General features: G+C 61.5%; 11 protein-coding genes. 4 read left to right on the top strand and 7 right to left on the bottom strand.

Going from position 1 to position 14353, the window contains the following annotated elements:
• Window positions 1-315: 315 nt before the first annotated feature.
• Window positions 316-1260 (top strand): LysR family transcriptional regulator, encoded by a 945-nt coding sequence (locus tag E1N52_RS27685; RefSeq protein WP_165979456.1) that lies wholly within the window; start codon window positions 316-318, stop codon window positions 1258-1260.
• Between the two features lie 60 nt (window positions 1261-1320).
• Here E1N52_RS27685 and E1N52_RS27680 read toward each other — a convergent pair whose 3' ends face one another.
• Window positions 1321-1563 (bottom strand): hypothetical protein, encoded by a 243-nt coding sequence (locus tag E1N52_RS27680; RefSeq protein WP_133185975.1) that lies wholly within the window; start codon window positions 1561-1563, stop codon window positions 1321-1323.
• A gap of 88 nt (window positions 1564-1651) precedes the next feature.
• The gene (locus tag E1N52_RS27675) at window positions 1652-2356 is read right to left on the bottom strand and encodes a TetR/AcrR family transcriptional regulator (RefSeq protein WP_133185974.1); all 705 of its coding nucleotides are present in this window, start codon (window positions 2354-2356) and stop codon (window positions 1652-1654) included.
• A 157-nt stretch (window positions 2357-2513) separates the two neighbouring features.
• Between E1N52_RS27675 and E1N52_RS27670 the strand changes: the two genes are divergently transcribed.
• Complete coding sequence (locus E1N52_RS27670; protein WP_165979455.1) at window positions 2514-3239, top strand: sensor histidine kinase; 726 nt, start codon at window positions 2514-2516, stop codon at window positions 3237-3239.
• A gap of 420 nt (window positions 3240-3659) precedes the next feature.
• Window positions 3660-5987 (top strand): nitric-oxide reductase large subunit, encoded by a 2328-nt coding sequence (locus E1N52_RS27665; protein ID WP_133185972.1) that lies wholly within the window; start codon window positions 3660-3662, stop codon window positions 5985-5987.
• A 379-nt stretch (window positions 5988-6366) separates the two neighbouring features.
• Here E1N52_RS27665 and E1N52_RS27660 read toward each other — a convergent pair whose 3' ends face one another.
• From E1N52_RS27660 to E1N52_RS27640, 5 genes are all read right to left on the bottom strand, one after another.
• A complete protein-coding gene (locus E1N52_RS27660) occupies window positions 6367-6804 on the bottom strand; it encodes a hypothetical protein (protein WP_246089236.1) in 438 nt (145 codons plus the stop codon).
• Window positions 6805-6978: 174 nt separating this feature from the next.
• A complete protein-coding gene (locus E1N52_RS27655; RefSeq protein ID WP_246089235.1) occupies window positions 6979-7602 on the bottom strand; it encodes an OmpW/AlkL family protein in 624 nt (207 codons plus the stop codon).
• A gap of 199 nt (window positions 7603-7801) precedes the next feature.
• On the bottom strand, window positions 7802-9586 hold the full coding sequence (locus tag E1N52_RS27650; RefSeq protein WP_133185971.1) for an acyl-CoA dehydrogenase C-terminal domain-containing protein: 1785 nt from the start codon (window positions 9584-9586) through the stop codon (window positions 7802-7804).
• 14 nt (window positions 9587-9600) lie between these two features.
• Window positions 9601-10548: an electron transfer flavoprotein subunit alpha/FixB family protein gene (locus E1N52_RS27645; RefSeq protein WP_133185970.1), complete on the bottom strand. Its 948-nt coding sequence runs from the start codon at window positions 10546-10548 to the stop codon at window positions 9601-9603.
• A gap of 24 nt (window positions 10549-10572) precedes the next feature.
• Window positions 10573-11322: an electron transfer flavoprotein subunit beta/FixA family protein gene (locus tag E1N52_RS27640; RefSeq protein ID WP_133185969.1), complete on the bottom strand. Its 750-nt coding sequence runs from the start codon at window positions 11320-11322 to the stop codon at window positions 10573-10575.
• A gap of 268 nt (window positions 11323-11590) precedes the next feature.
• Between E1N52_RS27640 and E1N52_RS27635 the strand changes: the two genes are divergently transcribed.
• A complete protein-coding gene (locus E1N52_RS27635) occupies window positions 11591-14344 on the top strand; it encodes a winged helix-turn-helix domain-containing protein (RefSeq protein ID WP_133185968.1) in 2754 nt (917 codons plus the stop codon).
• The last annotated feature ends 9 nt before the right edge of the window (window positions 14345-14353 follow it).

Here is a 14353-nt window from a genome sequence, read left to right as displayed (position 1 = left end):
TATCCCTGCCCCCGCGGCCTGGATGGTCTGAGCGTGCCATTCATGTCCGAAAATCCAGTCTGCACGCGCCACGGCAAAGGGCGTTTCCTTTCGCCTGGCGGGAAGTCGCTGGATAGCAGCGAACCTTCATTCCGTAAGGTTATACGAACGTATGATTCACCTGGCCTATCACGTGATCTCCACATCCAATCCCACATTTGTCACCGGAACGCCACTACGTTACCTTTTATCCGGTACTAATCGACATGGATGGTTCGGACTTTCGACAGTGTCCTCATCGAGGTCCTGACCGAAATCCGGAGCGGAGAAACGATTATGGATTTGTTGAAAAGCATGCGAATTTTTGAGCGTGTGGCCGATGGCGCAAGCTATACGTCGGCGGCTCGGGAACTGAACATGAGTACGGGTTCAGTCTCGCGGCTCATTTTCGATCTCGAACAGCACCTGGCTACACGGCTCTTGCATCGCACGACGCGGCGGATTGCCTTGACGCCCGCGGGCAAACGCTATCTGGCGCGGTGCCACTCCATTCTCGAAGCGCTGGACGAGGCAGAAGCTGAAGCCAAATCGATTCACATCAGTCCCACAGGCTGCCTTAGGATTCACGCCTCCCAATCGCTTGCGCAGCACTATCTGGTGCCTGCAGTGAGATCCTATCGAGAGCGGCACCCGTCCGTGCAGGTTGGACTGACGCTATCGGACTCTCCGGTCAACCTTCTCGCCGGCGAATTCGACATGGCCGTCGTGGCGACCGAGGTGCTGCGCGATTCTTCGCTCATCGGTACGCGTCTTGGCAGGTCCTACAGCGTGATGTGCGCGTCTCCAAACTATCTCGACGTGCATCCGATGATCAACCGGCTCGCCGACCTTGCGAACCATAGTCTCGTTTGTCTCGCGCCCACGTGGTCGGACAGTGTTGAATTGACGTCGCAAGGGTCAAACGGCTGCGAAACGGTTTCCCTGCAACCCGGGCTGTGCATCAGTTCGCAATCTTCGCTTGCCGATGCCCTCGAACTTGGGATGGGAGTGGGTTTGCTGCCGCTCCATGCAGCCGTTGATGCGTTCCGCGATGGACGCCTCGTGCACATACTGCCTGCCTGCCAGTTTGAACACGTTGACATCTACGCACTCTTTGCGTCGAAGATGTTTCTCGACGCCAAGGTGAGAACGTGGGTTGAACATCTGAAAGGCAGTTTTGCTGAATCCAGCAAGAACGATCAACTGGTTCTCTACAACACGAGTGATTTGCAGGTGGCGTGAGCCTGCCGCAGACGGTCGGTCCGGGGTACGCAGTGACGCGGGACGCCGTATCCGACGCAATCAAAAATCTGTCGCGTTCACACGCACCGGCGAGAGTGCGCCCCGCATGACCTTGTCGGAAGCCACGCGCAGAATCTGTTCAGCGTTCTCGCGCACGGAAATCTCGTTGCCCTCCTGACTGCCATCGGACCGGAAGATAGCCGAGAGACATTGAGCCGTGACCTGTATCTGATGCACGCGGCCTCCGATCTGGTAGCTAAAAAGCACATCGTCTTCAATATGGAGGAGTGGGACGTCGAACATGGCTATGCCTCGATCCGGTAAGTCTCAATGGAATAGTAGATGATTCCGTTCAGCGAGATGACTTGCCAGGCGCCTGAAAGCGCCCAACCTACCGTGGCTTGCGCTTCGTCGCAAGACTGCGCCTGGTATGCCCGTCACGTACCCTGCCAGAGACCCAGTTGTCGATGATCGCGTCGACGGTCAGTTCGACCATCCTGCAGGTGTCGGACCAACGCTTCGTCGGAGTCGTGCGCGGCACGAGCACCACGCCGTAGATTGCTGCGATCAGGGTGTCCCCGGCAAGCCGATTGGGTAGCGGCGGCTCCGGCAACGCGTCGAATAATGCGTCGACGGCATGATAATAAACATTGAGCGCTCGCATGACGACGGGTGATTCGCCGAAGCGCATCTCGTCATCGTCCGCAATATCGGTTTTTTTCCCGGCCATCGCAAACAGGAAGTCGAACTGCTCGGGACGACTGAGCCAATAGTCGACCGAGCGCAACGACACCTGGCGCACGCGCTCGATCGGATCGGTCACACCCGACGCCACCTCCTCGAAGTATTCCGCCGCAGCCGTGAGATCGTCTTCGCGAACCGCGACGAACAGTGCCCGTTGGTCATCGAAGTACTGGTAAATAGACGCAGGCGAATAACCCGCCTCGGCCGCTATGCGGCGAAGCGAGACCTGGGACGCGTCTTCTTGTGCCAGCAGCCGACGGCCGGCGTCGACGAATGCCTGCCTGACTTTCGCCTTGTCTTCGGGTGTCTTCGCGCGGCTCAGACTGCCGCTTCCAGGGGTACGTTTGCTCAAGGTGTACGTTCATTGAGAGTAGTCGGGCCGGCATGGCGCAAGAACACCGCCGGCAGGGTCTTTCTTGACATCACGGAACTTCAGGCGCTATTGTAACTGAACGCGTTCAGTTACGTGCATCTCATGCCGGCTGCGCATTCAACCGAGGATGAAGGTAATGCCGCACAGCGAAAATGCCGATCCAATCATTCAGCTCGGCCAGCTGAGCGCGTACATCGCACACGAAGTCAATCAGCCGCTCGGCGCGATCGTCACACACGGTGAAGCATGCCTGCGATGGCTCAATCGAGAGACACCGGCATACGAGGAGGCGGCGGCCAGCGTGCAAAACATCATTGGCCTCGGGCTGCGCGCGAGCGAAATCGTCCGGTCCATTTGCAGCCTCGCGACTCCGTCCGCGCTGCAAGCGACACGACTGGAGCTAAACGACCTGGTTCATGACGTGATGCCCCTCGTTCGTCACGACGTATCGAACCACAGCGTCTCGCTGCGACTGCGCCTTGCTCGCGGTCTGCCGCCCCTGCTTGGCGATCGCGTTCAGCTTCAGCAGGTTTTCATCAACCTGATCCTGAACGGCATTCAGGCCATGGCAGACATCGATGACAGGCCGCGCGAGCTCCTGATCGAATCGTGCATGGAAACCGGTGGATTTCTGATCGTCAGCGTGCGCGATACCGGCACCGGAATCGCGCCGGAGCACGCCTATCGGTTGTTCGACGCTTTTTTCACGACGAAACGCGGTGGCAAGGGGATAGGCCTCGCGATGTGCCGTTCGATCATCGAAGCACATGGCGGAATCATATTGGCATTCAACAACGCCGGGCACGGCGCAACGTTTCAATGTCGATTGCCCGTGATTGAAGCGACCGCCACCGCTGAGTGAATCGCGGTGGCTCGGCATGGCGCGCCGCCACGCAATGACGACACCCCTGCAATGAATTCATAGCCATTCGAATCGTACCGGTGCAACCGGCCTGAAACGTGCAACGCGTTTTTCTAACCCGGAACGACTCCCAACATACACATGTATGACCCCACTACCCTTCTGGGGAGCTACGCGAGCCGTTGGTACGATTTTCTTGTTTTCGCAATTGCGACATGATGGTATCGGCTCCGAGTGCTGAACGGCGCTCGCGGCGCTGGAGGTCAATTGCCCATCACCTGCATTTGGACTCCTCATCACTTGTACTCCAGATCTATCCAATCCGCCACCTGGCAGCCGCAAAGGATTGATACTCGGAATCGCAAACGAGTATTCGATCGCCGAAGACTGCGCTCGGGCATTTCGCGAAGGAATGGAACCATGAATGCAAAGCCGCTCACTGCGGGCAATCGCTGTCCGCAAGATCGCACGAGCCGGGTCCTGATCTGGGTTTTCATCGTCGTCACCGCGCTCTGCTGGCTGGGAATGATCCTGGCAACGCGCGCCACCTATCAGCAGGCAGCGCCACTGCCACAGCAGATGGTCGCGCCCAACGGCGCACCGGTGATGAGTTACGCCGACATCGTCGCGGGCAAGTCGGGATTTCAGCAAGCGGATCTGATGGATTTCGGCAGCCTTTATGGCATGGGGTCCTACTTTGGTGAAGACTTCACCGCCAAGTACCTCGTCGAGCTGGCGAAGGAGGTGCGAAACAATCTGGCGTTGTCGCGCTACGGCAAATCGTTCGACGTCGCGACGGCCGATCAGCAGGCAAGCGTCACCCGCACCATGCAGGCACAACTGCAGGGAATCGATCTGAGTCAGCAGCAGGTTGTGCTTCCTGACAGCGTGGCGCAGGCGATTCAGACGTTGCGGCCACGCATCAGCGCAGCGCTGCTCAATGACAACTTTGCGCAAGGGTATACGGGGGCACGTTCGCTCGACGCGTCCTCAGCAACGCAAACCGCGAGCTTCATCCTGTATTCGTCCCTCACGACCGTCGCGCGCCGCCCCGGCAAGGACTATTCGTGGACAGTCAACTGGCCGCCCGAGCCGCTGGTCGGCAACTCCCCCACTGCTGCCACGTTCCAGTGGACGTGGATTTCGTTCACGATGATATTTTTCGCGATCGGCGCGATCCTGATGATCTTTCGCCTCTGGATCGAGCCCAAGGCCGCGAATGAAACTTTCGAACCGGTGCTGCGAGGCTTCAAGGAACCCACGCCCAGTCAACGTGCGCTCTGGAAGTATTTTTTGGTGGTGGCCGCCGTCCTGCTGGTGCAGATTCTCGCGGGTTCGATCATGGCGCACTACTACACCGATCGCACGAGCTTTTACGGCATCGAACTGGACAAATGGCTGCCGTTTGCCGCCCTGCGCAGCGTCCACCTGCAGGCCCCGATCGTCTGGATCGGCGTTAGCTGGATCGCTGGGGGCCTCTTCCTCGCGCCGTTGATCGGCAAGCGCGAACCTGCCGGGCAGCGGGCGTTGGTCAACCTCATTTTCTGGGTACTGGTAGTGATCGTCGCTGGGGCGCTGATCGGCGATTACCTCGGTGTGATGGGCGTGATCAAGACACACTGGTTCTGGTTCGGTAACCAGGGACTGTCTTATCTGGAACTGGGCCGCTTCTGGCAAGTTCTCTTCTTTGCCGGCCTCGCCGTATGGTGTCTGGTATTGCTGCGTGCGTTCTGGCCCACGCTCAAGACGCTGTTCAAGCAAAGCGGCGGATCGCTCTACGGCCTTTTCCGGATCGAGCATCTTCTCTGGGGCGCCACGCTGAGCGTCACGGTGCTCTACGTGTTTGGCATGATTCCGTTCGGCTCACCCAACCCCTCGTTCTCGATCACCGACTTCTGGCGCTGGTGGGTAGTGCACCTCTGGGTCGAGCTTGCCTTCGAGTTGTTCGCGGCGGCGGTAACAGGCTATTTCCTCATGGCGCTCGAACTGGTGTCACGGCAGATGGTTGAACGCGCTGTGCTGTTCGAATGGATCCTGATTATGGTCGGCGGCGTGCTCGGTACTGGCCATCATATGTACTGGGCAGGCGAGCCGAATCTCTGGGTGAGCTTCGGCAGCATGTTCTCGTTCCTCGAAGTCTTGCCGCTCTTCCTGCTGGTGCTTGAAGCCATCGAGCAGCAGCGTCACATCCAGCGCGAAAAGGATTTCCCGTATCGACTTGCCTTTCTCTACATTCTCGGCTCTGCGTTCTGGAATTTCGTCGGCGCCGGGGTGTTCGGCGGCGGTACGCTCAACGCGCCGCTCGTCAACTATTACGAGCATGGCACCTTCCTCACGTTGAACCACGCGCATACGTCGATGTTCGGTGCGTTCGGACTGCTCGCGATTGGTCTGATCTACATGGTCTTGCGCTATCTGAACGGCCATCGCGCGTGGAGCGATCGCTGCGGCGTGTGGGCATTCTGGCTCTACAACACCGGCCTCGTGATGTGGATCGTGATGAACTTCTACCCGGTTGGCTGGCCGCAACTGCTAGCGGCTTACACGCACGGCTATGCGTATGCACGAAGCCTCGAGTTCTACAGCACCACCACCTTCTGGCAGTGGATGCGCATGCCAGGTGACATCGTGTTCGCCGTGGGCGCTTTGTTAATGGCGTGGGACTTTATTGTCAAGCTTCTCGCGCAGCGCGGAGCCAGCATTGCCGATGCGCCGTCTGCAACCGTCGCATCTGAACAGTCGCTGTGAGCAACCTTCACTTTTTGGGTATCACCCGGAGCGGTCTGCAAAGGCCGCTCGTGTGCTTGTCGCTTGCCGCCTGCGTACTATCAGTGGCAGCTTGCGCGAGCACATCGGGTGTCACCGCCACCGACAAGCCGAATGTGTTTACCGTCACCGCGAGTACACGTGGCGCCCGACTGTCGTGGGCGGGCGCATATCGAAAGGCTGTGAGCACCGCCAGTGACTACTGCGCACAACGTGGCATGCAGGTTGGCGCCAGTTTCGACTTCATTCGAAGCGGGCGCGAGTTGCAAGAGCAAGGAACGGAGTTGACCTTCGAGTGTCACCCGGCATTCTGATTTGCTGGCCGGAATGATTCACGGGGCATGAGGTGCTTGAAGACGAGCTACTGTTCACAAACGACCACCGTCATGACGAGCGGCATGACTTCCCTCACTGTCGCCGGACTTCCGGCTTCACGAACGCGATCGCTAACCGCCTCTTTGCCTGCCATTACGACGACACCATAGACCCGATGGGGCGTTTCACCTGCGCTGATTTTCTGGGTGAACATCTCGTCGTTCGGGGAAAAGCCAAAGACAGCCCGCACTTTGAAACCTAGCGCAGTCAAATTCTGGTTCGGCTTGAGTCGATACGCGTTGACCGAGTTGGCCGACACTTTCATGGGTATCGGATCGATCTCCTTTTCGTTGACCAGCTGCTCGATGAACGTGTGGGGACCGAGATGGCAATCGAGGCTGGCGCCGATCTCCTGCGCGTAAATCGCATTCGAGACGAAGGCCGCGCCGAACGCGACGCATCGAGGCAGATGAGAGATCTTCACGACTATCTTCTCCTTGGACAATCGGCTCGCTGGCTCGGCGCCGTGGCCTTCCAGAGAGAAAGCTTAAGCGCAAAGCGGTGCCCGACTCAATTGCACAATGGTGTTAGCGGCTTATCCGTACCGATGCAAGGTGCGCGAGGTGCCCAAGCCGAACGCGTCGCGCATTGAGTTCGGTCAGAAGCGGTATCCGACCCCCACGAACGTAATCCAGGGATTCGCGGTAATGCGCGTCTTGTTCGTGAGCGCAGGTTGTCCATTGGCGGCATAGGCTGTCACTGTCGCATTCGTCTTGAGCGGCAAATACGTTACCGACGCCGTAGCGTACCAGTTCTTGCTGAAGTTGTACGAGGCGCCCACGTTGAACGCCGGATTCCAGGACGGACTCAACGAACTCTCGACGTGGCTGCCCGGCCCTGCGAACTGCTGCAATGCGCCGCTAAAAGTCGAGTTGAGTTCGGTGTGTGAATACCACGTGTAATTCACGCCCACGCCCGCGAACGGCCGGAATTTCGACTGCGCATCCCCAAGGTAATATTTCACGAAGAGGATAGGCGGCCACGAGCGCGTAGTGGCGAGCGGCTGCAGGTTGCCCAGGTCGAGCCCCGGACCGCTCGGGCCGACCGGCGTCACCCTGCCCTGCGCATAGAGCTTGAGCTTGGGCGGTATGCCGCTCGCCAGGTCGAGCGCGATGTGGTCGGTGACGAAATACGTCATCGAGAGTTCGGCGGTGAACGTATTGTGAATCTGGCCGCCCGTGCCGGGCGAAGTATAGGTGCCGAACGCCGTGGTGCTCGTCATGGGAGTCGCCGACGATTGCCCAAAGTCGAGCCACGCCCCACCCACGCTGGTAATGAGGCTGCCCGCACTCTGGGCCATCGCGCTACTACAAATCGCCCCGGGTATCAGGGCGAGACATACGAATTTCTTCACTTTCATTTTTGATTTGGATTCCGAATTTATCGTAACGGAGATTTCAGAAAATTCCGTCCAACCGGCTTTATAGCTGTTCGATGACAACCGCGCCCGATGTGCCCACTTTGATCGCTTCCAGCAACGCAGAGGCCTTGGGCAGGATCTTTTCCGCGTAGAAGCGTGCGGTGGCGAGCTTGGCTTGATAGAACTCCGGATCTTCGTGCAACGCCCCCTTCTGCGCCGCCACCTCAGCTGCGCGTGCCATCTGCCAGCCGCCGCACACATAGCCCACGAGCATCAGGTAATCCGCCGAACTGCAGAGTGCTTCGTCGGCGTCTTTAGCGAATGCGCCCAGCATCCAGCCGGTGGCGTCCTCGAGTGTCTGAACGGCCGCGGCAAAACGCGTGCAGATCGATACGACTTGCGCATCGGTGTTGCGCTCCAGTGCCGGCAGGAGCTCGCGCATCTGCGCAATCAGCGCCGCCATCGCCATGCCGCGATCGGACGCCAGCTTGCGGCCGGCCAGGTCTGCCGCCTGAATGCCGGTCGTGCCTTCGTAGATCGTCGCGATCCGCGCGTCGCGCAAAAACTGGCAAGCGCCCGTTTCTTCGATGTAGCCCATGCCGCCATGCACCTGTACGCCCATCGACGCGATCTCGACACCGAGTTCGGTACACCAGCCCTTGAGCACCGGAATCAGCAGGTCGATGCGAGCCTGGTGACGCGCGCGCTCGTCGCCGTCGGGATGCCGGTGCGCGCGGTCCATGTCGCTTGCCATGACGTAGGCAAAGGCACGCATCGCTTCGACCTGCGCCTTCATCGTCATCAGCATGCGGCGCACGTCCGGGTGATGTACGATCGCGACCGCGTTGGGCGATTTGCCGCTCGCGAGGCGCCCTTGCACGCGCTCCTTCGCGTATTCGCGGGCCTGCTGCCACGCGCGCTCCGCCATCGCGAGGCCCTGGATGCCCACCTTCTGGCGCGCTTCGTTCATCATCGTGAACATGTGCGCCAGGCCCTTGTTCTGCTGGCCGACCAGGTAACCGATCGCGCCGTCGTTTTCGCCGAAGCTCATCACGCAAGTCGGGCTCGCGTGAATGCCGAGCTTGTGCTCGAGAGAGATGCAGCGCACGTCATTGCGCTCGCCAAGCGTGCCGTCGTCGTTCAGCAGGAACTTGGGCACGAGGAAGAGCGAAATGCCGCGCACGCCTTCTGGCGCGTCAGGTAGGCGCGCGAGCACGAGGTGGATCACGTTGTCTGTCATGTCGTGATCGCCCCACGTGATGAATATCTTCTGGCCGCGAATACGATAGCGCTCCCCATCCGGCTCGGCTTTCGTTCGGACAGCCGCGAGGTCCGAGCCGGCTTGCGGCTCGGTCAGGTTCATCGTGCCGGTCCATTCGCCGCTCACGAGCATGGGCAAATAGCGCTCCTTCAGCGGCTGGGAGCCGTGCAGGCGAATCGCTTCCGTTGCGCCGGCGGTAAGCATCGGGCACAGCGCGAATGCCATGTTCGATGAATTCCACATCTCCACCACGGACGCGTGCATCAACTCCGGCAAGCCCTGTCCGCCGAATTCCGGATCGCCGGCGAGGCCGCACCAGCCGCCCGAAACGTATTGCGCATAGGCCTGCGGGAATCCCTCCGCCGAAGCCACGCCATGCTTCATCAAGCGCGCACCCTGCGCGTCGCCGGGCTTGTTGAGCGGGTCGAGCACTTCGGTCGCAAACTTCGCTGCTTCGTCGAGCACCGCATCGGCGAGTTCCGGCGAGACGTCATCGAAACCGGGCAATGCCGAGATCGAGTCGAGGCCAGCCAGCTCGGTCATCACAAAGCGCATGTCGCGCAGAGGGGCAATATAGGTCGTCATGGTCGGCTCCTTCGTCAGCCTTGCTGCAGTGTGTCCAGTTCGCGCGAGAGTTCGGGCAGAACCTTGAAAAGGTCGCCGACGATCCAGTAATCGCAGACCTGGAAAATCGGCGCTTCCTCATCCTTGTTGATCGCGACGATTACTTTCGAGTCCTTCATGCCTGCCAGATGCTGGATCGCACCCGAAATACCCACCGCAACGTAGAGTTGCGGCGCGATCACCTTGCCGGTCTGGCCCACCTGATAGTCGTTGGGCACGAAGCCGGCATCCACCGCCGCTCGCGAAGCGCCCACCGCTGCACCAAGCTTGCCGGCGATATCTTCAAGCAGTGCAAAGTTATCGCCGGAGGCCATCCCCCGTCCTCCGGAAACCACGCGTCGCGCGGAGGTCAGCTCAGGCCGCTCGGAGCGCGTCAGTTGCTGGCTCACGAAACGGGCCCGAGGCACTTCGGCTGCTGCCTCCAGCGGCTCGACGGCAGCGCCGCCGCCTTGCGCACTCGCGGCGTCGAAGGCCGTCGTGCGCACGGTGATGACCTTGATGCGGTCGGCACTGCGCACGGTCGCGAGAATGTTGCCCGCGTAGATGGGGCGCACGAACGTATCGGCGGATTCCACGGCAATGATGTCCGAGACTTGTGCGACATCGAGCAGTGCGGCCACGCGGGGCATCACGTTCTTTGCGGTCGTGGTGGCCGGCGCCAGCACGTGGCTATATTCAGGGGCGACGTTCACGACGAGCGCCGCAAGATTTTCGGCCAGCGCATGGCCGTAATGGGCGGCATCGGCGATGCGCACGCGGGTCACACCGGCAACGCGCGCCGCCTGTTCGGCCACGTTCGCGCATTGCGATCCGGCCACGAGAACATGGATGTCGTCTGAGAGACGCGCGGCGGCGGTCACAGCGTTCAGGGTCGCTGCCTTGAGCACCTGATTGTCGTGCTCTGCAATTACGAGGACTGTCATTTCTGTTTCCTTTTCCTTGGCGTATCAGATCACTTGGGCCACGTTGCGCAGCTTCGCCACGAGTTCCGCGGCATCGGCCACGCGCACACCGGGTTCGCGCTTCGGCGGTTCGGCTACCTTCAGTGTTTCCAGTCGCGGCGCGACGTCCACGCCCAGCGCGTCGGGCTTCACCACGTCGAGCGGCTTCTTCTTCGCCTTCATGATGTTGGGCAGGCTCGCGTAGCGCGGCGTATTCAGACGAAGATCGGTGGTAATGACCGCGGGCAGATCGACCTCGATCGTCTCCAGCCCGCCGTCGATCTCGCGCGTCACGACAGCCTTGCCGCCGCCGATTTCCACCTTCGAGGCGAACGTCGCCTGCGGCCAGTCAAGCAGCGCAGCCAGCATCTGGCCGACCTGGTTCGCGTCGTCGTCGATGGCCTGCTTGCCGAGCATCACCAGTTGCGGCTGCTCCTTATCCACCAGCGCCTTCAGAAGCTTGGCGACAGCGAGCGGCTGCAACTCCACATCGGTTTCGACGAGGATGCCGCGGTCCGCGCCAGTCGCCATCGCCGTGCGCAGCGTTTCCTGGCAGCCCTGCACGCCGCAGGACACCGCAACCACTTCCGTCGCGGCGCCGGCCTCTTTCAGGCGAACGGCCTCTTCCACCCCGATCTCGTCGAAGGGGTTCATCGAAAACTTCACGTTCGCGGTATCCGCACCGCTGCCGTCCGCTTTCACGCGCACTCTCACGTTTGCGTCGACGACGCGTTTGACTGGTACAAGTACTTTCATTGCCTGCTCCGCTCCTTGAAATGATCCAAATATTCTGGATAACGAACTGTTGCTCGTGGTTTCCCGCGCTGAGGACTTGTGCGCTGCAACGTAAATCGTCGCGCTCAACCGTGCCAGCTTCGTAGCGGTTGGGCTATCATTTTTCCGTCCGCTTCGTTAGATGCCATGGTCTCTCAGGCTGACGCGGCGCAATATCCCCCATACAGGGGTGACCGATCGAAAAAAAAGGGGACGCAGCCGGGGCGAACCCGCAGACACGGAGCAGCCCATGCACGTGAGCGAAGCGTCAGGAACGGTGACTGGAGGGGCGTTCACGGCCAGACCTCCCCTTTTGCTCGCGACGAAGATCTATCCGCCCCGGCTTCCCGCGGGCCTGATCGACCGTCCGCGCCTTGTCTGTCTCGCCGGGGAGGCCGAGAACAAACGTCTCACCGTCATCAAGGCCCCAGCGGGCTTCGGCAAGACCTCGCTCGCGCTGACCTGGCTCGAACGCTTGCGCAGGGAGGGCGTACTGGTGGCGTGGCTGTCGCTCGACAGTGAAGACGACGAGCCCGCGCGCTTCCTCTATCACCTCGCGCAGGCTCTGCAGCAGGCGTGCGACGGCGTCGGCGCGTCGGCCATCGGGCTCACGACAGCGGCGTCGCTCGTGCCAGCGCAGTCGATCGTGTCGACGCTCATCAACGAGCTCGTCGAGGTCGACGACGAAGTCTGCATCTTCCTCGACGACTTCCATCTGATCAGCCTTCCCGCCGTCCACGACGCGGTGTCGTTTCTGGTCGAAAACGCGCCTTCGCATGTGCACGTGGTGATCTGCACGCGCACCGACCCGCCACTGCCGCTCGGCCGCCTGCGAGCCGGCAACAGCCTGCTGGAACTCGACGCCTCCACGTTGCGCTTCGACTTCGACGAAACGCGCAGCTTTGTCGAGCACGAGTGCCCGGGCAAGCTGCATGCATCCAGCATCAAATCGCTCTTTACCCGCACCGAGGGATGGGCCGCCGCATTACGCATTTCCGCGTCGGTACTGGCGCGCGCCGCACACAAGCCGGATGCGGAGGTCGCGCCGGCCTCGGGCGCGTCACGCCCCTTCGCGGCCTATCTGGAGGACATGGTCAAGCGACTGCCTGGCGGCATGGTCGACTTCATGCTGCGCACCTCGATACTCGAGCGGCTGAGCGCGCCGCTGTGCGAGGCGGTCACCGGCGTCGGGACGAGCCAGGCCATGCTGGAGTCGATCGCCGCGCGCCAGTTGCTGCTCGAACCGCTGGATCTCGACGGTACCTGGTTCCGCTTCCATCATCTGATGGGCGAATACCTGCACCGGCGCCTGCAAACGCAGCACCGCGACGAGGTCGCCGACCTGCATCGCCGCGCATGCCAGTGGTACGCGCAGGAGGCGCAATGGACCGACGCGGTCAGGCATGCCATTGCCGCGGGAGATGCGGACGAGGCGGTCTCGCTGATCGGCCGCTGCGCAATGGCGCTGGTCACGAAAGGTGATCTGCTCACGCTGCTCGGCTGGCAGCGGCAGTTCCCGGCGCATCTGATGCGTTCGCAGATCAAGGTCACGCTCGCCATCGCTTGGGGAATGGCGCTCGCCATGCGCTTCGACGAAGCGCGCGCGATGCTCGATACGATCGAGAAAGACGCCGCGTCAAGTGCCGATCCTGATTCAGTTCGTTGGGAATGCCAGGCGATCCGCTCTGTCGTGGCCGCCCTTCAGGACGACGCGCACGCCTGCCTCGCGCTCGCCGAAAGCTGCCTCAAACGGCCATCGACTGACGTCTGGACCACCAACGTGGCTTCCAACGTCGTGCGCTTCGCACACTGGAAAATGGGCAACCTGGAAGCACTCTACGCGGTGCCGTGGGTTCCGTATTCGATAGAGGAAGACTCGCGCAACGTGTTCGCGTCGGTCTACCGGCTCACGCTGCTGGGCCACGTGGAGATGCAGCAACTGCACTTCCCGCTGGCCGAGCGGTATTTTCAGGAAGCCATGCGGCTCGCGGAGCAGCACGCCGGTCCGAAGTCCATCGCCGTCGCGCAGGTCGCGCCGATGATCGCGCAGCTGCGCTACGAGCAAGGCCGGCTGGACGAAGCCGAAGCGCTGGTAAGCGACCTGATGCCGGTCATCGACGCCGCCGTGTTGCTCGACAGCGCCCTGATGGCCTACCGGATGCTCATCCGCACCGCCGGGGCACGTTCTGACACCGTGCAGGCCTATGCGTTGATCGACCGGGCTCAGGCATTGGCCTACGCGCGCAAATGGGACCGCCTGAGCGCCGGCGCCCTCGTCGAACGCACACGGCTCAATCTCGCCGAAGGCCGCATTGTGGAAGCCGCGGCCAGCGTTGCGCAGCTCGACCGGCTTGCGGATTCGGCCAGCACCGCCGCAACGTCCGCTGCCGCGGAGATCGCCACCTACCGCGGTCTCGCGCGCGCGTATCTCGCGATGGCGCAGGGCCGCACGCAAGACGCCGCCGACACGTTGACCGCCACGCTGCAAACCATCGAGTGCCGGCACGGCAGCTATCTCGCGCTGCGCCTACGCACGGTGCTCGCGCTCGTCTGGATGGCGGCGAACGAAAGCGCGCGGGCCGTCGAGACCTTTCGCGAAGTCTTGAAGGCCGCGGCGCCCGCGGGGCTATACCAATCCATCGTCGATCAGGGGCCGCAGATCGTGCCGTTGCTACAGGCCGTGCGTGACGCGCTGCGTGGCGACGCGCAAGCGAAAGCGCTGCTGGCGTACGTCGATCGCCTGCTGGACGGCAGCCGCGCGCTGTATCAGCTCGGCGAAACCCGCACGCGCAACGCGGAGCGCGAGCCGCTCAGCGCACGCGAGCGCGACATCATCGGGCTGATCGCGCACGGCCAGTCGAACAAGGAGATCGCACGCACGCTCGGTATCGCGCCGGAGACCGTCAAGTCGCACGTGAAGAGCATCTTCGTGAAGCTCGCGGTGGACAAGCGCGCGCAGGCGGTGGCGCGAGCGCAATCGTTGGGGTTGGTCGGAAGCGTCTGAATCGTGCGG

Source organism: Paraburkholderia guartelaensis, from assembly GCF_004353905.1.
Lineage (GTDB): Bacteria > Pseudomonadota > Gammaproteobacteria > Burkholderiales > Burkholderiaceae > Paraburkholderia > Paraburkholderia guartelaensis.
The sequence above is the reverse complement of the archived record's forward strand: the minus strand, read 5'-3'. Positions and strand labels throughout refer to the sequence as shown.